The organism is Lentzea sp. NPDC036949 (assembly GCF_055608075.1).
Map to the genome: position 1 here is coordinate 156,616 of NZ_JBVJRA010000006.1, position 24,157 is coordinate 180,772.

At 72.6% G+C, this 24,157-nt stretch carries 21 protein-coding genes; 3 read left to right on the forward strand and 18 right to left on the reverse strand.

From position 1 onward, the window contains the following. Window positions 1-85: 85 nt before the first annotated feature. Window positions 86-460, forward strand: coding sequence for a hypothetical protein (locus tag ACZ7CD_RS18625; RefSeq protein WP_360389536.1), 375 nt, complete (start codon window positions 86-88; stop codon window positions 458-460). 5 nt (window positions 461-465) lie between these two features. Continuing rightward, window positions 466-942, forward strand: coding sequence for a roadblock/LC7 domain-containing protein (locus tag ACZ7CD_RS18630; RefSeq protein WP_470370613.1), 477 nt, complete (start codon window positions 466-468; stop codon window positions 940-942). A gap of 95 nt (window positions 943-1,037) precedes the next feature. Here ACZ7CD_RS18630 and ACZ7CD_RS18635 read toward each other — a convergent pair whose 3' ends face one another. From ACZ7CD_RS18635 to ACZ7CD_RS18680, 10 genes are all read right to left on the reverse strand, one after another. Further along, the gene (locus ACZ7CD_RS18635; RefSeq protein WP_360389539.1) at window positions 1,038-1,355 is read right to left on the reverse strand and encodes a helix-turn-helix domain-containing protein; all 318 of its coding nucleotides are present in this window, start codon (window positions 1,353-1,355) and stop codon (window positions 1,038-1,040) included. Beyond that, window positions 1,352-2,740 carry an alkaline phosphatase family protein gene (locus ACZ7CD_RS18640; RefSeq protein WP_470379343.1) on the reverse strand — a complete coding sequence of 463 codons (1,389 nt, stop codon included), beginning with the start codon at window positions 2,738-2,740 and terminating at the stop codon, window positions 1,352-1,354. The genes ACZ7CD_RS18635 and ACZ7CD_RS18640 overlap by 4 nt, the downstream gene beginning before the upstream one ends. Continuing rightward, entirely contained in the window at window positions 2,737-3,819 is a 1,083-nt protein-coding gene (gene eboE, locus ACZ7CD_RS18645; RefSeq protein ID WP_470370405.1) for a metabolite traffic protein EboE, read from the reverse strand. The genes ACZ7CD_RS18640 and eboE overlap by 4 nt, the downstream gene beginning before the upstream one ends. Beyond that, the gene (locus tag ACZ7CD_RS18650; protein ID WP_470379344.1) at window positions 3,816-4,670 is read right to left on the reverse strand and encodes a TatD family hydrolase; all 855 of its coding nucleotides are present in this window, start codon (window positions 4,668-4,670) and stop codon (window positions 3,816-3,818) included. Before ACZ7CD_RS18650 ends, eboE begins: the two co-directional genes overlap by 4 nt. Next, complete coding sequence (locus ACZ7CD_RS18655) at window positions 4,670-5,998, reverse strand: EboA domain-containing protein (RefSeq protein WP_458431754.1); 1,329 nt, start codon at window positions 5,996-5,998, stop codon at window positions 4,670-4,672. Before ACZ7CD_RS18655 ends, ACZ7CD_RS18650 begins: the two co-directional genes overlap by 1 nt. Continuing rightward, window positions 5,995-6,774 (reverse strand): SCO3242 family prenyltransferase, encoded by a 780-nt coding sequence (locus ACZ7CD_RS18660; protein WP_470379345.1) that lies wholly within the window; start codon window positions 6,772-6,774, stop codon window positions 5,995-5,997. Before ACZ7CD_RS18660 ends, ACZ7CD_RS18655 begins: the two co-directional genes overlap by 4 nt. A gap of 7 nt (window positions 6,775-6,781) precedes the next feature. After that, complete coding sequence (locus ACZ7CD_RS18665) at window positions 6,782-7,975, reverse strand: substrate-binding domain-containing protein (RefSeq protein ID WP_470379346.1); 1,194 nt, start codon at window positions 7,973-7,975, stop codon at window positions 6,782-6,784. A gap of 70 nt (window positions 7,976-8,045) precedes the next feature. After that, a complete protein-coding gene (locus tag ACZ7CD_RS18670) occupies window positions 8,046-9,032 on the reverse strand; it encodes an ABC transporter permease (protein WP_470379347.1) in 987 nt (328 codons plus the stop codon). After that, on the reverse strand, window positions 9,029-10,021 hold the full coding sequence (locus ACZ7CD_RS18675; RefSeq protein WP_470370612.1) for an ABC transporter permease: 993 nt from the start codon (window positions 10,019-10,021) through the stop codon (window positions 9,029-9,031). Before ACZ7CD_RS18675 ends, ACZ7CD_RS18670 begins: the two co-directional genes overlap by 4 nt. A 5-nt stretch (window positions 10,022-10,026) precedes the next feature. After that, entirely contained in the window at window positions 10,027-11,511 is a 1,485-nt protein-coding gene (locus ACZ7CD_RS18680; RefSeq protein ID WP_470379348.1) for a sugar ABC transporter ATP-binding protein, read from the reverse strand. Between the two features lie 156 nt (window positions 11,512-11,667). Between ACZ7CD_RS18680 and ACZ7CD_RS18685 the strand changes: the two genes are divergently transcribed. Continuing rightward, window positions 11,668-12,843 carry an ROK family transcriptional regulator gene (locus ACZ7CD_RS18685; RefSeq protein ID WP_360389565.1) on the forward strand — a complete coding sequence of 392 codons (1,176 nt, stop codon included), beginning with the start codon at window positions 11,668-11,670 and terminating at the stop codon, window positions 12,841-12,843. Window positions 12,844-12,861: 18 nt separating this feature from the next. On the opposite strand, the gene ACZ7CD_RS18690 is transcribed toward ACZ7CD_RS18685, so the two are convergent. From ACZ7CD_RS18690 to ACZ7CD_RS18725, 8 genes are all read right to left on the reverse strand, one after another. After that, the gene (locus ACZ7CD_RS18690; RefSeq protein ID WP_470379349.1) at window positions 12,862-13,836 is read right to left on the reverse strand and encodes a polyprenyl synthetase family protein; all 975 of its coding nucleotides are present in this window, start codon (window positions 13,834-13,836) and stop codon (window positions 12,862-12,864) included. After that, a complete protein-coding gene (locus tag ACZ7CD_RS18695; RefSeq protein WP_470379350.1) occupies window positions 13,833-14,477 on the reverse strand; it encodes a hypothetical protein in 645 nt (214 codons plus the stop codon). Before ACZ7CD_RS18695 ends, ACZ7CD_RS18690 begins: the two co-directional genes overlap by 4 nt. A 56-nt stretch (window positions 14,478-14,533) precedes the next feature. After that, window positions 14,534-17,971, reverse strand: coding sequence for a ThuA domain-containing protein (locus tag ACZ7CD_RS18700; RefSeq protein ID WP_470379351.1), 3,438 nt, complete (start codon window positions 17,969-17,971; stop codon window positions 14,534-14,536). Window positions 17,972-18,059: 88 nt separating this feature from the next. Beyond that, window positions 18,060-18,908 carry a sugar phosphate isomerase/epimerase family protein gene (locus ACZ7CD_RS18705; protein WP_470379352.1) on the reverse strand — a complete coding sequence of 283 codons (849 nt, stop codon included), beginning with the start codon at window positions 18,906-18,908 and terminating at the stop codon, window positions 18,060-18,062. A gap of 74 nt (window positions 18,909-18,982) precedes the next feature. Then, window positions 18,983-20,212 (reverse strand): ROK family transcriptional regulator, encoded by a 1,230-nt coding sequence (locus ACZ7CD_RS18710; protein WP_360389579.1) that lies wholly within the window; start codon window positions 20,210-20,212, stop codon window positions 18,983-18,985. Window positions 20,213-20,254: 42 nt separating this feature from the next. Beyond that, window positions 20,255-20,986, reverse strand: coding sequence for a glycoside hydrolase N-terminal domain-containing protein (locus ACZ7CD_RS18715; RefSeq protein ID WP_470373620.1), 732 nt, complete (start codon window positions 20,984-20,986; stop codon window positions 20,255-20,257). Window positions 20,987-21,112: 126 nt separating this feature from the next. Next, a complete protein-coding gene (locus ACZ7CD_RS18720; RefSeq protein ID WP_360389585.1) occupies window positions 21,113-22,429 on the reverse strand; it encodes an RICIN domain-containing protein in 1,317 nt (438 codons plus the stop codon). Window positions 22,430-22,434: 5 nt separating this feature from the next. Next, entirely contained in the window at window positions 22,435-24,129 is a 1,695-nt protein-coding gene (locus ACZ7CD_RS18725) for a ThuA domain-containing protein (protein WP_470379353.1), read from the reverse strand. Between the last annotated feature and the right edge of the window lie 28 nt (window positions 24,130-24,157).

Sequence of the window (24,157 nt, forward strand, 5' to 3'; positions counted from 1 at the left end):
CGCTGCGACGTAAGGTGATCCACCACGCGGCCCACGGGAGATGTCGCCGCGTGTGACCGTTCGCGCACGAGGGGAAATCGCCGGGATGAACATCGATACCGCGCTGAAAGAAGCCATGACCATCACCGGCGCGGTGGGGGCCGCGCTCGTCGACTACGACAGCGGGATGTCGCTGGGGTCGATCGGCGGTGGCGACTGGCTCGACCTGGAGGTGGCGGCGGCCGGGAACACCGAGGTCGTGCGGTCCAAGCAGCGGGTCATCTCGGCGCTCAAGCTGAACGACGAGATCGAGGACATCCTGATCACCCTGCAGCGCCAGTACCACCTGATCCGGCTGCTCTCCCCGGGCAAGCGGGGCTCGTCGATGCTCTTCCTGTACCTCGTGCTGGACCGGGAGCGGGCCAACCTGGCCCTCGCCAGGCACAGCCTGAGGGCCATCGAAGCCGACCTCACGGTGTGAACGAGATGTTCATCCACCCGTCGTCGTCCCCGGAAGCCCTGCCGACGCGCCGGCGCGGAGCGACGACACCGAGCCACGGCCCGGTCACCACTCCCCTGCCGGGCACCGACGCGAAGGTCATGACCGAGGCGCTGGCGGAGGTCCACGGGTCGATCGACTCCGTCGCGATCAACGGTGTGCTGGTCGCCACCAGGGACGGCCTGGTGCTGTGCGCCGTCACCCGCGGCGTCCAGGACGACGGCGTGGCGGCGATGGCCGCGGCGGCGGCGGGTCTCGCGAACCAGTTCACCGCGCAGGCCGGTGTCGGCAGCCCGCGGGCGGTGTTCTTCGAGGGCGACTCCGGTCAGGCCGGGGTGTTCGGCGTCGACGCCGACACGTTGCTGGTCGTGCTCGGCACGCGTGACACGACGATGGGCATGTTCAACGTGGTGGCGAAGCAGGCCCTGGCGTTGCTGCAGGAGGCGGTGGCCAACCGCCGCTGACCCCCTCGCTCCGCACCTCTCCGGCATCTGCGTGGCGAGCAGGAGGGAGGCCCGCCTGCCGCTGCCGCGTCCCACAGCGGCCGGCGGGCCCGTTCTCACTCGCCCACGGCCTGCCGAGGCGGGGACACCACGAGCCACTCCAGCTCCGCGGCGAGCACGCCGAGCTGGAACCGGGACTGCACGCCGAGCAACGACTGCAGCCGCGCGATCCGCCGGTGCAGGGTGCGCAGGCTGACGTCGAGCTCGCGGGCGATCGCCCGGTCGGTGGCGCCGGTGCCCATGAGCCGCAGCAGGCGGCGGGTGGCGGCCGTGGGTTCCTTGCCGACGGCCACGGTGTGGTCCTGGCGCACCGCGGGGACCGCCGTCAGGTGGCTTTCCCGCCGGGTGGGGCGTGACGTGAGCGGTCTGGTCATCGGCTGAACTCCTCTGCGGGCATGCCCTGCAGCGCTAGCAACAGGTTCCGTACTTCGGTCGCGGCGACGCGCCCGGTGCGCTCGACCGACGGCGGCACCGCCGGGTCCGAGCAGAGCAGCACCGGGCCGTCGGCCGCGCGGTCGGGCGATCTGCCGTGCGTGCCGCGCACGCACGACGGGTCCAGCGGCACGACGTTCATCGCGTACCGCAGGCCGAGCTTCTTGCGGGCCAGGTTGAGCCCCGCCCTGGCCTTCGCGAGCGGGTCGGCCGGGTCGAAGAAGAGTTCCGCCGGGTCGTAGCCGGGCTTGCGGTGGATGTCCACGCCACGGGCGAAGTCCGGCGCACGGTTGTCGTCGGTCCAGTAGTAGTAGGTGAACCACGCGTCCGGCTCGGCGACCGCGACCAGCTCACCGGACCGTTCGTGGTCCAGTCCGACGGCCGCCTGCCCCTCGCGGTCGTACAGCACGTCGACGCCGGGCAGTTCGGCGAGCACCGCCCTGGTGCGCGGCACGTCGGCCGGGTCGGCGACGTACACGTGCGCGACCTGGTGGTCGGCCACCGCGAACGCCCGGGACGTCCACGGGTCCAGGTACTCCATCCCGGCCTGCGTGTGGACCTCCAGCAGACCGGCGGCGCGCAGTGCGCGGTTGACGTCCACCGGCCGGCGCGCGTCCGTGATGCCGTACTCCGACAACGCGACCACGGTGGCGTCCGCGACATCGGCCAGCAACGGCGCCAGCGCGCGGTCCACGTCCGCCGCCGCCTTCACCGCCTGCGGGGACGACGGGCCGAACCGCTGGAGGTCGTAGTCCAGGTGCGGCACGTAGACCAGCAGCAGGTCGGGCCGCTGCTCGGTGAACACCTTCCTGGCAGCGCCGATGATCCACTCGCTGGACGCCAGCGCCGCCGTGGGACCCCAGTACTGGAACAGCGGGAACTCCCCCAGTGCACCCACCAGCTCGTCGTGCAGGCCGGGTGGGCGGACGTAGCAGTCCGGCGACTTGCGGCCGTCCGCGTGGTAGATCGGCCGGGGCGTGACGGTGATGTCGGTGGACGCGCCCATCGCGTACCACCAGCAGATGTTGGCGGCGGTGTAACCGGGGTGGGCGCGGCGGGCGGTCTCCCACAGCTTCTCGCCGCCGACGAGCCGGTTGTGCTGGCGCCACAGGTGGACCTCGCCGAGGTCGCGGAAGTACCAGCCGTTGCCGACGATCCCGTGCCGTGCCGGGGTGAGGCCGGTGAGCAGCGTGGCCTGCACGCTGCACGTCACGGCCGGCAGCACCGTGCCCAGCTCCGCCTGCCAGCCCAGCCGCGCCAGGTTCGGCATGTGGGCCAGCAGCGCCGGGGTCATGCCGACGACGTTCAGCACCACCAGTGGTTTCACGCCGCCACCCCCGCCGCCAGGTGCTGGTGCGCCCACCGCAGCTCCGCCGCGATGCCGTCGGCCAGGTCGCCCGCCCCCGGCAGCACCGTCCAGGTGTAGGTCTCGACCTCGACGTGGGTACCGGGGTCCACCGCGGCGACCGCGGCCACGAGCACGTCGGTGGTGGACGTGAGCGGTGCGGGTGGCACGGCGTGCAGCGGCACGTGGAAGTGCACCCGCCACGGGTGCTCGGCGGGCAGGGTGTGGAACGCCTCCGGCAGGTCGTCCGCGGCCAGCACGCCGCCCGGCGCGTTCTCCCGGACCTGGTGCAGGTACCGGGGTTCGCCGTAGGCCGCGACCGCCAGCCTGCCCTCCTCGGTGCCGGGTTCCGCGACTTCGAGCGCCGCCGACGCCTGCACCTTGACGATCGACAGCCCCGCCCGCCGGATCGACTCGACCGCCGCCACCGGGTCGGCGAACGACACCGCGAGGTGGCAGGTGTCCAGGCACAGCCCGACGAGCTCGGGGTCGGCCCGGCCGGCGAGCCAGCCGACCGCGTCGGCGACGGTGTCGAGCACGCAGCCCGGTTCCGGCTCGACGGCGAGCTTGACCGGCCGGCCGGGCAGTTCACGCAGGAACCGGGTGAGCTCGGCGAGCGCGGCCGTCGCGGCGCCGTCGTCCATCAACGTCCACGGCTCCCGCCACGCCAGCGGCAGGGTGGAGATGCTGCCGTACGAGGCGGAGTCGGGCAGCAGGTCGGCCAGTACGGTCGCGCAGTCCTTCGTGTACTCGAGCCGTCGCGGATCGGTCCACGTAGGGAAGTACACCTTGTGCTTGACGACCTCCTCGTGGAAGTCGCCGTACGGGAACGCGTTCAGCGTCGACACCGTCAGGCCGCGCGCCGCCAGCTCCGCCCCGAACGCCCGCCGCGCGGACACGTCCTCGGCGAGGCCGTGGGCGACCGGTGCGGGCAGCCACAGCCCCAGCGGGAGCGTGTCCGCGCCCAGCGCCTCCCGCACGCGCACGGCGTGCCGGTCGAGCTGGGCGAGGACGCCGGGCAGGTCGGGTGCCGGGTGGACGTTGGTGCAGTAGGCGATCACCGCTCACCCCGCAGCACCGAGCTGCCGGTGGCCGCGTCGACCGCACCCGCCGCCACCGGGTCGAGCACGAGCCGGCCGCTCTGGCCGTAGAACTCGACCGGGTTGTGCCACAACACCTTCTCGACGTCGTCGGCGGAGAACCCGGCGTCCAGCATGGCCTGCCCGGTCTTGTACGTCTTCAACGGGTCGGAGCGGCCCCAGTCGGCGGCGGAGTTGACCAGCATCCGGTCCGTGCCGTGCTCGGTGAGCAGCGCGACCGTCCGCTTCTCGTCCATCTTGGTGTCCGGGTAGACGGAGAACCCCATCCAGCAGCCCGCGTCCGCGACCATCCGCACGGTGGTCTCGTTGAGGTGGTCGACCAGCACCCGTTCCGGTGCCAGCCCGGACTCGCGGACGACGTCGAGCGTGCGCCGGGTACCGGCCTGCTTGTCGCGGTGCGGGGTGTGCACGAGGACCGGGAGGTCGTGCCGCTGCGCCAGTTCCAGCTGGCGGGCGAACGCGTCGTCCTCCTCGGGCGTCATCGAGTCGTAGCCGACCTCGCCGACCGCGACCACGCCGTCCTTGGCGAGGTAGCGCGGCAGCACGTCGAGCACCTCGGCGCAGCGCGGGTCGTTGGCCTCCTTGGGGTTCAGCGCGAGCGCGCAGTGGTGGGCGATGCCGAACTGGGCGGCACGGAAGCGCTCCCACCCGAGCAGGGCGTCGAAGTAGTCGACGAACGACCCGACGCTCGTGCGCGGCTGCCCGAGCCAGAACGCGGGCTCGACGAGCGCCTCCACCCCGGCGTCGCGCATGGCCTCGTAGTCGTCGGTCGTGCGGGACGTCATGTGGATGTGCGGGTCGAAGATGCGCATCACGAAGCCTTTCCGAGCAGGGCGAGGGCGTCGGCGGGCACGGGACGGCCGGCGGCACGGCGTTCCTCCGCGAACGCGGCCACCATGCGCAGCAGCTCCGGGTCCGAGTGCCGGTCCAGGCCGTCGACCGCGGTCAGCGGGATGCCCATGAACAGGCACTTGAGCACGCCGTGGCGCCACGCGTGCCGGCCCAGGTGCCGGGTGGCGAACGGGCCGAGCGCCGCCGCCACGAGGCCGGTCTCGTTGCTGCGCAACGCGTCCTCGACCAGCGCGACACCGGCGGCGGGAGCCCGGTCGCCCAGCTCGGCGAGGCCGCGCAGGACGCCGCGCCGTTCCGCGGAGGTGCCGTACCGGTAGAGCCGGGTGAGGCCGTCGACCGGGTCGCCGGTCGCGTCGGCGAACGCGGTGAGCAGCCGGACCCTGGCGGCGTCCTCACCCGTTCCGACCGCTCTGCCCACGGCCGGGAACAGGGTGTCGATCGCGTTCGGGTCGGTCCGCACCGCCCGTTCGGCGTCGGCCAGCCACCGGGCCGCGCGCAACGCCCGCAGCGCCCGTGCCGCCACGTCCGGTGCCGCGTGGCTGTGCCGGGGCAGCTCGACCGCGGCGACACCGGTGTACCCGATGTCGGTCAGCGCGGCGAGGGTGGCGGGCAGGTCCAGGTGCCCGTCACCGAACTCCAGGTGCTCGTGCACGCCCGGCAGCATGTCGTCGAGCTGCACGTTGACCAGCAGCTCACCGGCCTGCCGGATGCACGCGGCCGCGTCCTGCGGCTCGACGGCGACGCAGTGCCCGACGTCGAGGGTGATCCGCAGCTGTTCGGGGTCGCCGAGCTCGGTGCGCAGCCGCAGCGCCTGCTCCAGCCACTGCACGACCATGCCCGGTTCCGGTTCGAGTCCGATGGGGACGGACGGGCCGTTCTCCAGCACGGCGGCCACCCCCGAGCGCAGGTGGTCCCAGTCGTCCGGCGAGCCGATGCCCGACCAGAACGACACGCAGTCCGCGCCGAGGTCGGCCGCGATCCGCTTGGCGCGCACCAGGAAGTCGACCCGGCGGTCCTGGTCGGAGCTGACCAGGGTCGGGTGGTGCTTGCGACGCGGGTCGAGCAGGTACCGCGCGCCGGTCTCCACCACGGCCCGCAGGCCCAGCTCGTGCAGGCGGGCGGCGAGCCGGTCGGTCTGCCGGGCGACGTCGTCGGCGAACGGGTCGAGGTGGTGGTGGTCGAGGGTCAGCGCCACGGCGGTGTAGCCGAGGTCGGCGATCACGGCGAGCGCGTCGCCGAGGCGGTGGTTGCTGAAACCGTTGGTGCCGTAGCCCAGGTGGAACGTCATGTCGGGCTCACCTTCCTGCTCAGCGCCTGCGCCAGCGGCAGCACGACCGGCAGTGCGGCACCGCGCTCGGCGAGCGCGGACTGCAGCAGCACCATGCCGTGGATGCCTTCCTTCGTGGCGGTGCGGACGTTCCGCGCGCTCGGGTCCTGGACCACGTTCCACTGCGCGCGCCCGACCGTGACCGCGTAGCCCAGCGCCCCCGCGATCCCGGAGATGCGCCGGGACGACACGGCCGCGGCGACGGCGGTGAGGACCGTGCCCGCCAGCACCGCCTTCGCCGTGGCGGGCGACGTGCCGTGCACCTCACCGCGCGACAACGCCGTGACGCCCAGGGTGTGCGCGGCCATCAGGCCCGCGGGCAGCACGGCCCGGCCGCCCAGCAGGACGTCCAGCGCACGGCACGCGGCCATCGCGAACGGCCCGGCGGGCGTGGCCTTCAACGCGGTGTCATAGGCCCACACGGCGGCGGCGAGCGGCAGTGCGTTGCGCCCGGCGGCCGCGGCGAGCCCGACGCCGAGCGCGGTCAGGCCCGCCGCCGTCGCCAGTGCCGCGTCCGGTGCGACCCGGCCGGACGGGATCGGGCGCTCCGGCCGTTCGGCCGCGTCCAGGTCCCGGTCGGCCCAGTCGTTGAGCGCCATGCCCGCCCAGTACAGCGACACCGATGCCAGCGGCAGCAGCAGTCCCCTGCCGCGCAACGGTTTTCGCGCGCCGACCAGGGTGTCCCCCAGCACGGTGAGCGCCGCCGGTGCGCGCACCAGCTCCACGTACGCCTTCATCACCGGGTCACTTCCACGGCGCGGGGTAGCCGGGCATCTGCTCGCAGCCGCACATCGCGTAGTGCAGCGGCGGCATGTCCTGCTTGATGAAGTCCTTCAGCGTGTCCTGGGTGACCTTGGGCTGCGGCAGCACCCACTCGCGCGGCACCTGCTTGCCGCCGAGCACGCGCAGCGCGGCGATCACCGGCGTGCGCCACTGGTAGGTCGGGTAGGTGGGGGCGACCGCGGTCATCTTCTCGTCGGCCCAGATGCGCAGGAAGTCCTGCTGGTCCTCGCCCACGAACGGCGGGATGGCCACCCCGGCGTCCTGGAACGCCTCGACCGCGGCCAGTGCGGTGGCACCGGCGTCCATCCAGACGCCGTCGATCTTGCCCTCGCGCTGGATGTACTCGTTGACGATGCTCTTGGTCTTGGCGGCGTCGCCGTCGGTGAACTCGACGCCCACGACCTTCACCTGGCTGCCCGCGAACACCTCGTCGGCCGCGGCCCAGCGCTGCTCCAGCACGTCGACACCGGGCAGGATGCGCAGGGCGAGGACCTTGCCTCCGGGCGCCACCTTCTCCTTGAGGAACTCGGCGCCGTCGGCACCGAAGGCGAACCCGCCGATCGGGTGGATGAACGTGACCGGGCAGCTCGTCTTCACGCCGCGGTCGAACACGATCACCGGGACGCCGGTCGCGCACGCGGCCTCGACCGCCGGGGTGAGCGTGGCGGTGGTGTTGGGCGAGACGACCAGCGCGCTGCACCCCTGGGAGGCGAGCGACTGGATGTCGCTGATCTGCTTGTCGTCCTTGGCCTCGGCGTCCAGGACGGTGAACTTGGTGATCTCCGGGTGCAGCTTCACCTCCTGCTGCATGGTCTTGAACCCGACCTGCCGCCACGGGTTGTCCACCGAGGCGTTGGAGAAGCAGAGGTGGTAGCCGCCACCGGGCTTGGCGTACTTGGCCGTGTCGGTCAGCTCCGGATCGAGCGCCTGCTCCCAGGGCCCCGCCGTGCCGTCCTGGCCGTCGAGCCCGGTCGCCTTCGCGGTGCGGAACCGCAGCTGGCGCGCGAGCTCCGCCTGGTCGTAGAACTCCGACTTCGCGGTGGCCTTCGCCGGTCCGGAGGTGCCGCCGGTGCCCGTGGCGGCGGGCAGGTCGCTGGAGCACCCGGCCACCACCAGCGCGCCGGCCAGGGCCACGACGGACCAATTCCTGTGCATGTGCTTGCTCCTCGGCTTCTTCGGCGGGGGCTCAGGCGGTGTGGTCAGGAGAGGTGGTGTGGCGGTGCGGTCACGTGCTGTCCACAGTGGTCTGGCGGTGCGGCAGCAGGCGGCGCAGCGCGGTGCCGCGGGCGGCGTAGGCCACGGCGGCGATGATGATCACGCCCTGCACGGCGGACTCCAGCGCACCGGAGACGCCGAGCAGGTTCAGCAGGGAGAAGAGCGCTTCGAGCGTCACGGCACCGGCGGCGGCGGCAACCACCGAACCCCGGCCGCCGCCGAGCAGGACCCCGCCGAGCACCACCGCGGTGATGGCGCGGAACTCCAGGCCCTGGCCGACCTGGGCGGAGACCCCGGCGAACCCGGCGAGCAGGATCGCGGCGACCGTGGCGAGCAGCGCCGACAGCACGAACGCGAGCAGCCGCAACCGGTCCACCCGGCCACCGGCGAGGTGGACGGCCTTCTCGTTGTCGCCCACCGCGACCAGCAGGCGTCCGGTCGGGCCGCGCATGAACCACACCGCCGCGCCGACCACGACCAGCAGGACCACCACCGACCACGGCACCTGCCCGAGCAGCGGCACGTCGGCACCGCCCCGGCCGGCCACCCGGAACGACGGCGACAGCGCACCGCGCGGTGCGCCACCGGTCCACAGGAACACCGCGCCGTCGAGGACCAGCAGCATCCCCAGCGTCACGATGAACGACGGCACCAGCAGCTTCGTCGTGACCAGCCCGTTGACCAGGCCGACCAGCAGCCCGAAGCCGAGCAGCAGCGCGACGACCCACGCGGTGTCGGCGTCGTCGCCGTCCACCAGCCGGGCCGCGATCACCACCTCGGCGGTCACCAGCGAGCCGACCGAGAGGTCGAACCCGCCGGACACGACCACGAAGTACTGCCCCACCGCGAGCACCACGAGCGGCGCCGCCCGCTTGAGCAGCGCGAGGTAGCCGCTGGGTTCGGAGTAGGCGGGACCGGCGAACGCCAGTGCCACCAGCAGGACCACGAGCACGACCAGCACGGGTGCCGTGCCGTCGGCGAGCCGCAGCCGGGTCACGACGACCTCCCCGTGTGCCGGCGGCGCGCGTACAGCGCCACCGCCACGACGAGCACGACACCGCGGACGACGTCCTTGAAGAACGAGTTCACGCCGAGGTCGTCGAAGATCGTGTCCAGGGTGGCCAGGATCAGCACCCCGCCGATGGTCCCGGCCACTCCGCCGCGACCACCCGCCAGCGCCGTACCGCCCAGCACGACCGCCGCGATGGACTCCAGGTCGTACCCGGCGTCGGTGCCGACGTACGGTGCGCCGGACCCCAGCCGCGAGGCCAGGAACACCCCGGCGAGCCCGGCCATGACGGCGCACACGACGTGCGCGGTGACGATCGTCCGCCCGGTGCGCACGCCGGACAGCCGCGCCACGTCGACGTCGCCGCCGACGGCGTACATGTGGTAGCCGGTGCGGGTGCGGCGCAGGTACCACCACGCCGCCGCGGCGAGCGCCAGCATCAGCAGCGCGGACACCGGCACCGGGCCGATGCGGTCGTAGCCGAGGTGCTGGAACGCGCGCGGCACGCTGCCGGCCGGTCCGGTGTAGCTGTGCTCCAGGTAGCCGCGCAGGACGAGCGCGACGCCGAGCGTGGCGATGAACGCGTTGGCCTTCAGCACGGTGATCACCAGGCCGTTGACCAGCCCGACGACCGCGGCGACGGCCAGCGCTGCCAGCACGCCCGGCACGACCATGGCGGTGCTGCCCGCCATGGTCTCGGCGGCGATCAGCGAGCACAGCCCGGCGAGGTAGGCCACGGACAGGTCGAGCGAGCCGGTGACGATCACCAGCGTCTGCCCGATCGCGACGAGGCCGAGCACCGTGCTGCGGGTCAGGATGTTGAGGACGCCGCCGTGGTCGAGGAGCACGCCGCCGTCGAGCGCCACCAGCACGCTGCCGACGACGAGCAACGCCGCCAGTGCCAGGTAGACGACCACGACCGGGGTGAACGCGACCGCGCGGTGCCGCGCGGGCAGCCGGCCGGCCGCCACGCCCACGGCGCTCACGCGGGTTCTCCGACCAGGTGTCCGGTGGCCAGGCCCATCACGGTCTCCTCGTCAGCACCGGCGGGCAGCTCGCCCGCGAGGGTGCCCTCGCGCAGCACGAGGACCCGGTCGCTCAGCCCGATCAGCTCCGGCAGCTCGGAGGAGACCAGCAGGATCGCGAGGCCGTCGGCCGCCAGGTCGCGCAGCAGCCGGTACAGCGCCTGCTTGGCGCCGACGTCGACACCGCGGGTCGGTTCGTCCACGAGCAGCACGCGCGGCCGCACGGCGAGCCACCTGGCCAGCACGACCTTCTGCTGGTTGCCGCCGGAGAGGTAGCGCACCTCCTGGTGCGGGCCGCGTGCGACGACGGCGACCGAGGCCAGCAGCTCCCGCAGGTCGGTCTCGCGGCGGGCGCGCGCACCGCGCGAGGTCGCCCGGCGGACGAGCAGGGTGTTGTCGCGCACCGACTGCCGCAACGCGAGCCCTTCGCCCTTGCGGTCCTCGGTGACGTACCCGATGCCCTTGCGCACCGCCGTGCGCGGACCGGTGACGCGGGCCGGGGTCCCGTCGAGCTCCAGCGTCCCGGTGGTGAACGGCTCGACGCCCCAGATCGCCCGCAGGAGCGCGGACCGGCCGGAGCCCTGCAGCCCTGCGACGCCGACGACCTCGCCCGACCGCACCTCGAACGTCAGGTCCCGCACCCGGTCGTTCCCCGCGCCGCGCAGCGCCAGCCGCACCTCGCCGGGCGCGGTGGCGCGCTCGGGGTAGAGCCTGTCGAGTGGACGGCCGACCATGTGCCGCACGACCTGGTCGGTGGTCAGCTCGGCGGTGGGCGCGGAGGTGACGAACGCGCCGTCCTTGAGCACCGTGATGCGGGTGCTGAGGTCGAACACCTCGCGCATCCGGTGCGACACGTAGAGGATCGCGATCCCGCGGTCGCGCAGCCTGCGCACCAGCCGGTACAGCAGCTCGACCTCGCCGTCGGCGAGCGCGGCGGTCGGCTCGTCCATCGCGAGGACGGTCGCGTCGGCCGACAGCGCCTTGACGATCTCCACGACCTGCTTGCGCGCCACGGAGAGCCGCGCCACCTCGGTGCCGGGGTCGATCCCGTCCTCGCCGAGCGAGCCGAGCAGCCGCCGGGTCTCCGCCTCCATCGCCCGCCGGTCGACCTGGCCGCGGCGCACGGGTTCGCGGCCCAGGAAGACGTTCTCGGCCACCGTGCGGTGCTCCAGCAGCGTGAGCTCCTGGTGGATGATCGCGATGCCCGCCGCCTGCGCGTCCCTCGGCGCGGCGAACGAGACCTCCTCGCCGCGCACGACGACCCGGCCCGTGTCCGGCCGGTGCACGCCCGCCAGCACCTTGAGCAGGGTGGACTTGCCCGCGCCGTTCTCGCCCACCAGCGCGTGGACCTCGCCGCCCCGCAGTGCGAGGTCGACGCCGCGCAGCACCGGCACGCCCAGGAAGGCCTTGCCGATCCCCTCCAACCGGACGACGTCCGTCACGCCGCCACCCCCGGTGTTACGCGGGTCACAGTCATGAGGCGAACGTAGAGTGGACTATTGGCGACTGTCAATCAAAAGTTGGCGCTTCTCTGCCAAAGGACACATGTCTTCGGGATGAATATCGCCATTACTCGGTCTATTTGGTTCACTGATCCGGTGCCGGACGTACCTTGGGCCCCCGCAGCATCGCCTGGACAGCTGCTGCGGCTGCTGCTCGACGGAGTGCCACGCACCCGCGCCGAGCTGGCCACCCAGACGGGCCTGACCCGCGCTGCGGTCCGGACCCGGCTCGACGCCCTGCAGGGAGCGGGGTTCCTCACCGACCGCGTGATCACGGTGGCGACCGGCGGCCGTCCGGCCGGGCGGTTCGCGTTCAACGCGGGCGCGCGCACGGTGCTGGCCGCCGACGTCGGTGCCAGCCACGCCACGATCGCCGTCACCGACCTCGTGGGCGGGCTGCTGGCCTCCCGGCGCCTCGCCCTGGACGTCGCGACCGGCCCGGAGCGCGTCCTGGCGGCGCTGGCCGGGACGTGGCGGGAGATGGTGCGCGACGCGGGGCTGTCCGCGGTGTCGCTGGCCGGTGTCGGCATCGGCCTGCCCGGCCCGGTCGAGCACTCGTCCGGCCGCCCGAACCACCCGCCGATCATGCCGGCCTGGAACGGCTTCGACGTGCCCGGCCACCTGCGCGCCGAGTTCGGCGTGCCGGTGCTGGTGGACAACGAGGTCAACCTGATGGCGCTGGGCGAGCACGCGCACTCGTTCCCCGGCACCGACCACATGATCGTCGTTAAGGTCGCGACCGGCATCGGCTCCGGCTTCATCAGCAACGGCGTCCTGCACCGCGGCGCGGCCGGCGCGGCGGGGGACCTCGGCCACATCCGGGTGCCCGACGGCGACGGCGCCGACTGCGGCTGCGGCAACTCCGGCTGCCTGGAGGCCGTCGCGAGCGGCTCCGCGGTCGCGGCCCGGCTGCGCTCCAGGGGCGTCGAGGCGCACACGAGCGCCGACGTGGTCGCACTGGTCCGCGCGGGCAACGTCGAGGCGGGCCAGGCGATCCGGCAGGCCGGCCGCACCATCGGCGAGGTGCTCGCCGCGTGCGTCAGCATGGTCAACCCCTCGCTCATCGTGGTCGGCGGAGACCTCGCCGCGGCCGGTGAGATGCTGCTGGCCGGGGTGCGGGAGGCGGTCTACCGGCGCTCGCTGCCGCTGGCCACGGAGAACCTGCGGATCGTGCCGTCACGGGCCGGCGAGGTGGCCGGTGTGCTCGGTGCGGCGGCCATGGTCATCCACCACGTCCTGTCCCCCGCCGTCGTGGACCAGCAGCTGGGCTGACGCTTGCGGCGGGTGGCCTCACCGGTCCCTGGCCACGACGAGCCCCGCCAACGCGCGCAGCTCCGCCGCGCCGGCGGAGGTCGGGCAGGCCTGCCGCAGGCAGTCGAACGCGAGCCGCACCCGCCGGTCCGCCTCGGCCTCGGTCCAGGCCCGGCCACCCGCCTCGGCGACGAGGTGCGCGATCTCCTCGGGATCGGCCGGCTGCCCGGCGTAGCACCGCGCCAGCCGGCGGGCGGCGGGCGACTCCTCGGCGAGCGCCGCCACCACGGGCAGGGACCGGCGGCGTGCGCGGAGGTCGGCGTGGGCCGGTTTGCCGGTCCTGGCGGGGTCGCCCCAGATGCCGAGCAGGTCGTCGACGGCCTGGAACGCGACTCCCAGGTGCACGCCGAACCCGCGGTGGTGCTCGGCCGTGGCCTCGTCGGCACCGGCCGCCACGGCACCGAGCCGGCAGGCGGCACCGAGCAACGCACCCGTCTTGCGTTCCGCCGTCGTGAGGCACTGATGCACGGACATCGGCTCCGCCGCGACGTCCACCGACTGCCCCTCGCACAGCTCGACCAGCACGTCGGCCAGCACCGGGGCCAGCGCGGGCGGCACCTGGCGCACCGCGAGCCCGATCAACGCGTCACCGGCGAGGATCGCGGCCGTGGTCCCGAACGCCATCCACGCCGACGGCCGGTGCCGCCGGGTCTCGTCGCCGTCCATGACGTCGTCGTGCAGCAGCGAGAAGTCGTGCAGCAGCTCGACCGCCGTGGCCACCGCGACCACCCCGGACGAGACCTCACCGCCGGCCGCACGAGCGCTCGCCAGTGCCAGCGCCGGACGCAGCGCCTTCCCCGTGGCCCGCGCGGGTCGGCCGTCCGCGTCCCACCACCCGATGTGGTAGCCGGCGACCCGTCGCAACGCGGGTCCCAGCCCGTCGACCGCCGCCCGCCGCACCGGCTCGACCGCCGCCCGCGCCTCGTCCAGCAGCCGCACCGGGTCAGCCGTCACCGCCCCTCCGGCGCACCGTCGACCGTGAGCCCGCCGGTGTCCCCGTCGCCGGACAGCTGCACGTGCACGTGCCCGCGCCCGGCCTCGATGTTGAGGACGTCGAGCTGCACCGCCGCCACCGACCACGTGCGGACCGCCAGCATCCGCTGCTCCTGCGCCAGTGCCAGCAGCGCGGCCCGGTCCGCCTCGGCCCCGCCGAACGCCAGCTCGCAGGTCTTCACCGCCGCCGCCAGCTGCTGCACCGCCGTGCGCATGCCGGTGCGCGCGATGTTGATCCCGTTGCCCGCCGACGGCGACTGCTCGTACGTCCCGGCCACCTCCGCCACGACGTCCCGCCAGCCGCTCACCGCCTCCGCGGTGGGGGCCTGGGCCATCGCCGCGAGCACCGGGGCCAGCCGGTCGCGGCTCTGCCGGGCCTGGTCGGACAACGGGCCGAGCTGGGCGGCGTCGCGGTCGGCCTCCTCGCGTTCGAGCTCCGCGATCCGCTGCTCGGTCGCGTCCGGGCCGGTCCACGACCCCACCAGGAACGCCACCGCCAGGCCGAGCAGGAACGCGGTCACGAGCCCCGCCCAGAGCGGCCGTGCGGCGGGAACGGGCCGCGCGGCCGGTTTGACCGCACGGCTCCGCACGGTTTTGACCATCGAGTCCTCCTCCGGGAACAAGGGCGGCCGGCGGCGAGCCGCCGGCCGCCCTCCCGCTAGCGGAAGGTCCACCTCTGGTTGGTCCCGCCGTGACAGGTCCAGATGATCAGCTGGGTCCCGTCCGCCGAGCCGGCCCCGTTGGCGTCCAGGCACTTCGAGCCGTTGCGGATCGTGCCGTCGGACTGCGCGGTCCAGTTCTGGCCCGACCCGCCGTTGCACGACCACAGCCGCACAGCGGTGCCGTCGGTCTGGCTGTTGCCGGTGACCTCCAGGCACTTGTCCAGCGCGCGCAACGTGGTGCCGTTCTGCGTCCACTTCTGGTTGGCGCCGCCGTTGCACGTCCACAGCTGCACCTTGGCACCGTCGGCCGAGCTGGCGCCGTTCACGTCGACGCACTTGCCGGAGGCGCCGACGATCTCCTTCGCGCCACCGCCACCGCCGCCCGTTCCGACACCCGGCCCGACGTAGGTGATCGAGTCGAGGTCGAAGCTGGTCGACGAGGACGTGCGGAACACCGCGAACAGCTCAACGGAACCGGACGGCGCGGTCACGTTCACCGCGGGCAGGTTCACGTAGTTGTCCCAGCCGCCGGTGCTCGACACCGCCGCCGACGCGACCAGGGCGCCCGTCGGGGAACCCGACCGCAGCTCGATGGTCCCGCCACCGCCGGAGGGCGCGGACACCCGGAACGACACCTGGTTGATGCCGGTGAAGTTGACCGGGTTGAACGAGATCCAGTCGCCGTTGCCGATGTCACCGATCCGCGCACCGGACTCGGCACCGGACTGCGACACCACCCGCACGCCGGATGAGCCGGTGAAGAACTCGGCCTGCTTCTGCTTGGGCTGCAACACGACCTGGGCGCCGCCGGTCAGCGCCGGCACCCCGCTCGCGCCGCCGTCGGTGTACTCGGCGGACCCGATGACGTGCACGTTGAGGCCCTGGTGCCCGGAGTCGATGCCCGTCTGCAGCGTTCCCGTGCAGCCGGTCGCCGGTGAGCCGATCGGGTGCTTGTGCGTGTCGTGGCCCATGTTCGACTGCACGGTCACCCTGGAGCAGTCGATCGTGCCGTCCTCCGGGTCGGTCACCGACACGGTGTACGGGACGGTGTCACCGAAGTTCACCATGCCACCGTCTGCGGGCCCGGTGAACCGCACGACCGGTTCGGTGTTGCCCGACGTCACCGTCACGTTCGCGGTGCCCGTCTTGCCCTTCGCGTTGGTCACGGTGAGCTGGGCGGTGAACCGGCCGCGGCCGGTGTAGGTGTGCGTCGGGTTCGCCTCGGTGGAGGTGTTGCCGTCGCCGAACACCCAGCGGTAGGTCAGCGCGGAACCACCGGGGTCGGCCGATCCGGCGCTGGAGAAGCGCACCGTCAGCGGCGAGCCGCCCGACAGCGGGGTGCCGGAGGCCTGGGCGACCGGGCTCTGTTCACCGGAGGCGGTGTAGTCGATGCGCCACAGACCCGCGCCGGGCAGCGGTTTGTTGTCGTCCCAGCCGGTGCCCCAGGTCAGCAGGTACATCGACCCGTCCGGCCCGAACTTCGCGTCCATCGGCGAGGCGAAGGACATGTTCGACAGGAAGTTGTTGATTTTCAACAGGTTTCCGGACGAGTCGAGCCGGAACTCCCACATCCGGTTGCGCGACCACTCGCCGAAGAACGGCGTCTGGTCGAAGTAGGCCGGGAACTTCGTGGTGGACGGGTTGTTCGCGTTGTACTGGTAGGCGGGGAACGCCATCGGCGCCTCGCCGCCGGTGCCCATCTCCGGCCACACGTTGCCGTTGGCCCCGTTGCCGTACCACATGTCCGCGGCACGGGCGGCGGGCAGTGTGGTGAGACCGGTGTTGTTGGGCGAGTTGTTCACCGGTGCGGCGCAGTTGAACTTCGCGCCGGAGGTGTTGTTGGCGAAGTTCCAGTCGTTGTAGGCGATGTTGTTCGCCACGCAGTACGGCCAGCCGTAGTTGCCGGGCGACTTGATGACGTTCCACTCCACCAGGCCCGCGGGTCCGCGGTTGGGGTTGTCCGAGCCCGCGTCCGGGCCGTAGTCGGCCGCGTAGACCACGCCCGTGGTGGGGTGCACGCTGAAGCGGAACGCGTTGCGGAAGCCCATCGCGTAGATCTCGGGCCGGGTCTTGGCCGTGCCGGGCGCGAACATGTTGCCCGCCGGGACGGTGTAGGTGCCGTCGGCCTCCGGGTGGATGCGCAGGATCTTGCCGCGCAGGTCGTTGGTGTTGGCCGCGGTGCCCTGCGCGTCGTAGAGCGAACGGCCGGAGCGCTCGTCGATCGGCGCGTAGCCGGCCGAGTCGCCGTTGGGGTTCGTGTCGTCGCCGACGCTGATGTAGAGGTTGCCGTTCGGCCCGAACGCGAGCTGGCCGCCGGTGTGGCCCGGTTCCTCCCGCCGCGACGCGGGCAGGGTGAGCAGGACCTTCTCGGTCGAGGTGTCGAGCCGGTCGCCGTTCATCGTGAACCGGGAGATGCGCGCGATCTCCTGCGACCCGGTCGGCGAGTAGTTCAGGTACACCCACCGGTTCGTGGCGAACGCCGGGTCGAGCGCGAGGCCGACGAGACCGTCCTCCGAGGTCTGCCCGCCGCCGTAGACGCTGAGCGTGCCCGCGACGACCGTGGTCCTGGTGTCCGGCTTGTAGATCTTGAGGTTGCCGTTGTACTCGGTGAAGAACACCCGGCCGTCCGGTGCGACGTCGAGGGTGCTCGGCGCGATCGTGGAGCTGTCGAGCTGCACCTTCTGGAAGCTGCTCCACACCGTGGCCCCGCAGTCGGCCGAGACGACGCCGCCCGCGGACTCCACGCCGCCGGTGATGTGCTGGCGGAACAGGGGTTCGGAGTAGCTCGACGCCTGGTGGCCCATGCCGGTGGCCCACAGCCGGCCGCCCTCGTAGTTGCGGCACCAGGAGATCGGGTGGTCGACGCCCATCTTCGACGAGCCCGCGTCGTAGGTCGACTCGTCGGCGGTGACCAGGACGTGCACGTCACCGCGCGCGGAGCGGTTGAAGTTGTACCACTCCTCGGTGCGCGTCCAGCGGTCCGGCAGACCCGCGCCGGACGGGTGCTTGCGGTCGGCGACCTTCGCGGTGCCGGACACGACCGCCGAGTGCTGCGTCATCGTCATGCCGAGCATCTGGTCCCACCACGGGAACTGCGCCTCGATGTTCATGTCGGTGGCGTTGTGGATCGCGACCACACCACCGCCCCTGCGCATGTAGTTCTGCATCGCGGTGCGCTGCGCCGCGGTGTCCCACACCATGCCCGACGTTTGCAGCATGACGACGACGTTGAACGTGGCGAGCGTGGTGTCGTTGAAGACCGACGCGTCCTCGCTCTTGGTGAGCTCCCAGCCGCGTTCGGCGGCCAGCTGCTCGAACATCGTGATGCCCGCGGGGATGGAGTCGTGCCGGTAGGCGCCCGAGGCGGTCTTGGAGAACAGCAGGACGTGCAGGCCGTGCGCCTGGGCGGGGGTGACCGGAACGACGAGCCCCATCACCACCAGGACACCGGCCAGCACTGACAGTAATCGCGTGAGTCTGCGTTGCATTGCCACTCCTCCGTGGTGGTGAGGCGGTCGGCGGTCAGGTCAGAGCGGCGGCGGCGGAACGCAGGAAGGCGAGCCCCTCGGCGGCGAGGGCGTCGGGTGAGTCGGCGAGCGGCCGCCAGATCGAGGCGGCGGTCGCGATGGCGGCGTTGTCCGGGGTGAACGACTCGATGCACAGCGGTCCCCGGTAGCCGGCCCCGGAGAGGGCGCCCAGCAGGGCCGGCCAGTCCTGGTGGTCGCGGCCCGGTGTGCCGCGGTCGTTGGCGCACACCTGGACGTGCGCGATCCGCGACCCGGCGGCGTGGACCGCCTTCACCGGTGCCGCTTCCTCGATGTTGAGGTGGTAGGTGTCGAGCGCCAGTCCGCAGCCCTCGTCCGGGAGCCCGGCCAGTGCCTCCAGCGCCTGGTCCACGGTGTTGAGCAGGCTGGTCTCGTAGCGGTTCAGCGGTTCCACGGCGACGCGGACGCCACGTGCGGCGGCGTGCTCGACGACCGGGGTCAGGTTCGCGCGCAGCTCCGCGTACACCCGCGGCCGGTCGTCGATCCGCCAGGTGCGGCCGACGGAGCTGTAGGCGGGACCGGCGATGACCGGGCTGCCCACGACCGCCGCGACGTCGACCACGTGCCGCAGGTAGTCCTGCGTCTCCCGCACGGTGTCCGCGGCGACCAGCTCGCGGCCCGGTGGCATGACCAGGCAGACGGTGGCGCGCAGGCCGAGCGCGGCGAGCAGGTCGGCCGCGCGGTGCGGGTCCCAGTCACCCGGCTGCTCGACCGGCAGCTCGATGACGTCGAAGCCCTGCTCGCGGACCTTCGGTGCGAGGGCGGCCAACCCGTCGTCGGTGAGCGGCGACGTCCAAACCCATGTGCTGACGCCAATGTCCCACATGAGCCTGAACGTAGGCCCGGACATATGACCGGGTCAATGCAGAAGAGCGTCGCTTCTGGCGTAACTTATGACGACTATCCGCCAAAAGTGCCGTGGACCTCCGCGGTGGCCACCCCGGCGACCCCCGCCGCGACGGCACCCAGCCGCGCGTCCAGCACCTCCGGCGACAGCACGTGCCGCACGACCATCGCCGCCGCGCCCAGCGCACCCGCGGTCACCCCGGCACCCGACGCGACGATCCGCAGGTTCTCCGTGGCCAGCGGCAGCGAACGCCGGTAGATCGACTCGCGCACCCCGGCCAGCAGCATCTCCCCCGCCTCGGCGAGCAGCCCGCCGATCACCACGAGCGCGGGGTTGAACATGCTCACGCACCCGGCGAGCACCTCGCCGATGTCGCGGCCGGCCTGCCGCACGACCCGGCCGGCCTCGAGGTTGCCCGACCGCACCAAATGCACCACGTCGGCGGTGGAGTGCGCGGGCAGGCCCAGTCCTCGCAGCTTCGCCGCCAGCGCGGGTCCACCGGCGACCGCCTCCAGGCACTCGGTGTTGCCGCACCGGCACAGCACCTCGCCGCCCTGCGGCACCCGGATGTGCCCGAGGTCCCCCGCCGCGCCCGCCGCACCCCGGTGCAGCACGCCGTTGCTGATCAGCCCGGCACCGATGCCGGTCGCCGCCTTCACCACGATCATGTGCTGCACGTCCGGGTGGGACGCCGCGTGCTCGCCCAGCGCCATCAGGTTGACCTCGTTGTCGACGAGCACCGGGGCACCGAACTCCGCCTCGATCGCCGCGGGCACGTCGTAGCCGTCCCAGCCGGGCATGATCGGCGGGTTGTTCGGGCGCCCGGTGGAGTGCTCGACCGGTCCGGGCAGCCCGATGCCGACACCGGCGATCTCGGCGGGGTCCACCGTCCGCAGGAGCTCCCGCCAGGTCGCCACGAGCAGCGGCAGGATCACCGCGGGCCCGTCGGCGACGTCGAGGCCCACCTGCTCGACGGCCAGCAGCCGGCACGCCAGGTCCGCCACGGCCACGGTGGCGTGCGTGGCCCCCACCTCCGCCGCCAGCACGAGGTGCGCGCCGGGGTTGAACCCGAACCGGCTCGCCGGGCGCCCGCCGGTGGACTCACCCGTGCCGTTGCCGGTCACCAGTCCCGCGGCCACGAGCAGGTCCAGCCGCGCCCGCACCGTGGAACGGGCCAGGCCGGTCGCCGCCACGATCTCCGCTCGGGTGCGCGGCCTGCCGTCCATCAGCATGCGCAGCACAGCGGCCGGCGAACCCGCCTCGATGCCCTGGGTGCTCTCCATCAGCCAATTGTCACATCGCCACCGAAAGTACGGGTGCAGCTGTCACGGCCGCGTGTCACCGCCGCCCGAACCGGTGGCGTCGCGGTGGCGCGCGAACAACGCCGTGTAGTCCGCGTCCAGTCCGGCCAGCGCCGTGCGCAGCGCCTGGGTCACCCACGCCGTCGGCGACGCGTACCGGTCGAGCTTGGTGAGCAGCAGCAGCCGGGTCGCGCCGATGACGACCAGCGTGGTGCCGCTGGCGGAGATCGTGCCGTCGAACGCGACCACGCGCGTGACGCCCTCGCAGCCGGGGACGCCGTCGCGGACCGGGGCCGAGCCGCGCAGGTTGAGGTAGCCGGAGCCGCCGCTGACCGTGGCCCTGGTGGTGAAGCTAAGGCCACCGGGAAGGCCGTCGAGCGCGGTGTCGACGCTCAGCGTGGTGTCGACCGTGCGGCCGGGCGCGGGCAGCAGCTCGTGCACGATCACCCGGTCCACCCTGGACGCGAACGCCCGGCGGGCCCAGATGCCGTACCTGTCGATCCACGTCGAGATGACCTCGCCGGTGCGGTAGTCGGTGATCCGGCCGTAGCCGTCGACGGCGGTCATGCCGGGGCTGGAGATGCGGAACTCGTAGGCCGGGTCGCAGCCGGGGTGGTCGAAGACGACCTTCTCCATCGCGGGCATCCCGTACAGCAGGGCGCCGCACTCGTCGTTGTCGGTGCGGAAGCCGTCGGTCCTGGACACGGCCGGGCTCGTGTCGTGCCGGCCGCGCTCGCGGTCCACGGAGGTGCGCATCACACGACTCCTTCGTCAGTGATGGGTGGTCATGGCTGTGCGCGGCGTGTGGAACGGTGCCAGTCGTACCACGGAAGGCACGACTGGCACCGCGTTGTTCGACAGTTCGACTGTCAACCGGAACTGTCACTGGAACTGCGCGAAGAACCTCCAGATCTCGGCCTTCGTCCACGTCCGTGCACCGTCGTCACAGCCGCAGCCCTCCACCGGCGCGGGCGCGTGGCCCCCGTCGTAGGCGGCCCACTGCACCGGGTACCCGGCCCGGCACGAGTAGGTGGTCGTGACGTGCGTCCGGCTGCCCACCGCCGGTTCCCGCGGGCTTTGCGCGGCACAGCCGTTGTTGCGCACGAACCGGTCGCGCAACGACCGGCCCTGGCCGATGCCCAGCACGTTGTCGCTGACGCCGTGCAGACCGAAGTACGCGACGGGCTGCGTGCCGCCGCTGCACCCGCTGATCTCGCCACCGGAGATCACGGCGACCGCGCGGATCGCGGTCGGCCGCGCGCAGGCCAGCGCGTAGCTCATGCCACCGCCCCAGCTGAACCCGAGGGCGAACCGCTGCGCCGGGTTGACGCACAGGTCGCCCTCGACGCGTTTGACGAGGTCGTCGATGAACGTGACGTCCTCACCGCCGGAGTTCGCCCACCCGTTGCCCTGGCCCTGCGGTGCGACGAGGACGGCGGTGTTGTTCGACTGCTCCTGCTGGCCGTAGTAGGCCCAGGCGGCACCGCTGCTGCCACCGGACGCGACGTCGTTGGCCGTGCCGCCGCGCCAGTGCAGACCGATGATCAGCTTGTAGCGGTTGGTGTTGTTGTAGTTGTCGGGGATGCGGAGGATGAAGCTGCGGGTCTTGCCGCCGCTCTGGATCGTGTGCGTGCCGTTGCGCAGGGTCGGTGCCTTGCCGCAGCCGCCACCGGTTCCCGGGTCGCCGCCACCGGACAGCTTGACGAGCTGCCACTGCTGGCTCGCGGCACCGGTGTCGGTGTTCTGCACGACGTCGGCGTTGTCGGCGGTCGACCCGCCGCGCACGTCCACCGCCTTGGCGCTGTGCCTGGCGATCAGCCGCACGTGGCCGCCGTCCGAGTCCGCGGCCCGGAACTGCTGGTTGGACCCGTTGTTGTCGGACCACTGCACGACAGCGGCACCGTCGGCCGCCGACGCGCCGGACACGTCGAGGACCTTGCCCGAGCTGCGGGACCTGATCCGGTAGTAGCCGCCGCCGGAGTCGACGAACTGCCACTGCTGGTTCGCCGCGTCCGTGCGGCTCCACTGGATGATCCGCGTGCCGTCGGCGGCCGAGGCACCGGACACGTCCAGCGCCTTGCCGCTGTTGCGGTCGACGAGGACGTACCAGGCGGTGGTGTCGATGGTCGCAGCCGACGCCGGTGGACCGGCCGCGACCACCGTCCCCGCCACGACGAGTGCCGCCACCGCGGCGCTCACCCGCCTCACGGCAGGGTCCAGCGCTGGTTGGTCCCGCCGTGGCAGGTCCAGACGATCAGCGACGTGCCGTCGGCCGAGCCGCCGCCGTTGGCGTCCAGGCAGCGGCCGGACTGCTGGTGCACCAGCGACCCGTTCGCGCCCGGCGCCCAGTTCTGCGTGCCGCTGCCGTTGCACGTCTGCAGCTGCACCTGCGCGCCGTTGCCGCCGGCGGTGGTCATGCACTTGTTGAACGCGCGCAACGTGTTCCCGTTGACCGTCCACTGCTGGGCGGCGTTGGAGTTGCAGGTGTAGAGCTGGATGCGGGTGCCGTCGGCGCTGCTGCCGCCCGCCACGTCCACGCACTTGCCGGAACCACCGGTGATCCGGCCGGTGCGCGGCGTCGTCCCGCCGAGCTCCTTGATCCGGACGTTGCGGAACGACACGTCGTCGCCCGTACCGTGGTTCTGCAGGCCGATGTACCCCGACGTGAGCGAGCGGGCCGGGTCGGCGTTGGTGAAGTCGTTGATCTTCACGCCGTTCAGGAACACCTGCAGCCGTTCGCCCTCGACGAGCAGCTCGTAGGTGTTCCACTCGCCCGGCGGGTTCAGCGCCGCGTCCCTGGCCGCGATGTCCGCGCCCTTGACCCCGTAGATCGCGCCCGTGGTCTTGTCCGCGGTGTCGGTGGCGTCGATCTGGACCTCGTAGCCGCTGGTCAGCGCCGAGTCCGGGGTGCTGCCGGCCGGGAACCCGAGCACGACACCGGAGTTGTCGTCACCGGGCACCTGCCAGTCCAGCTTCAGCGAGTAGGACCGCAGCTCCTTCGCGCTGTACCAGAGCATGCCCATGCCGTCGTACGACGTGAGCGTGCCGTTGGTGTTGGTGAAACCGCCGGGGCCCGCCTGCGTCCACCCGCTCGTCGAGCCGTTGTAGAGGGTGGTGTACCCGGTCTCGGGCCGGCAGTCGGCCTTCGTCCGGTTCGCCGCGTAGCGGATGCCGCCGAGGACCATCGAGCGGAACGCCGGGTCGGCGTAGCTCTCCCTGGTGTGACCGGTGCCGGTGTAGAACGACCGGCCGCCGCTCAGGGTCTTGCACCAGGTGATCGGGTGGTCGCCGCCCATCGACCCGCCGGAGTAGGTCGACTCGTCCAAAGTGGACAACACGCGGGCCGTGGAGCGCGGGTTGCTGCGGTAGTTGTACCACTCGTCGGTGCGCGACCAGGCCGGGCTCAGGTGCGCGGTGGCCGCGTGCGCCCGGTTCTCCGTGCGGACCGTGGCCTGCTGGATCGCCGGGTGCGAGGAGAAGTACGCGCCCACCAGCTCGCCGTAGAACGGCCAGTCGTACTCGGTGTCGGCCGCGGAGTGGACGCCGACGTAGCCGCCCCCGCCGCGGACGTAGGACTCGAACGCGGTCTGCTGGGTCGCGTTGAGCACGTCCCCGGTGGTGTTGAGGAAGACCACGGCCTCGTACTGCGCGAGGTTCGAGGTCGTGAACACCGCGGAGTCCTCGGTGGCGGTCACGGTGAAGTTGTTGCCGGCGCCCAGGTCGCGGACCAGCTGGATGCCGGTGGGGATGGCGTCGTGCCGGAAGCCCGCGGTCTTGGAGAACACCAGCACGTCGTACGGTGCGTCGGCAGCCGCCGCCGGTGGCGCGGTGACGACCGCCCCGGCGACCAGTGCCGCGGCGGTCGCGCTGAGCGCCCGCCGGAGTGCCTGGTACCTCATCTCATCCTCCTTGATGGTGAAGCAGGCG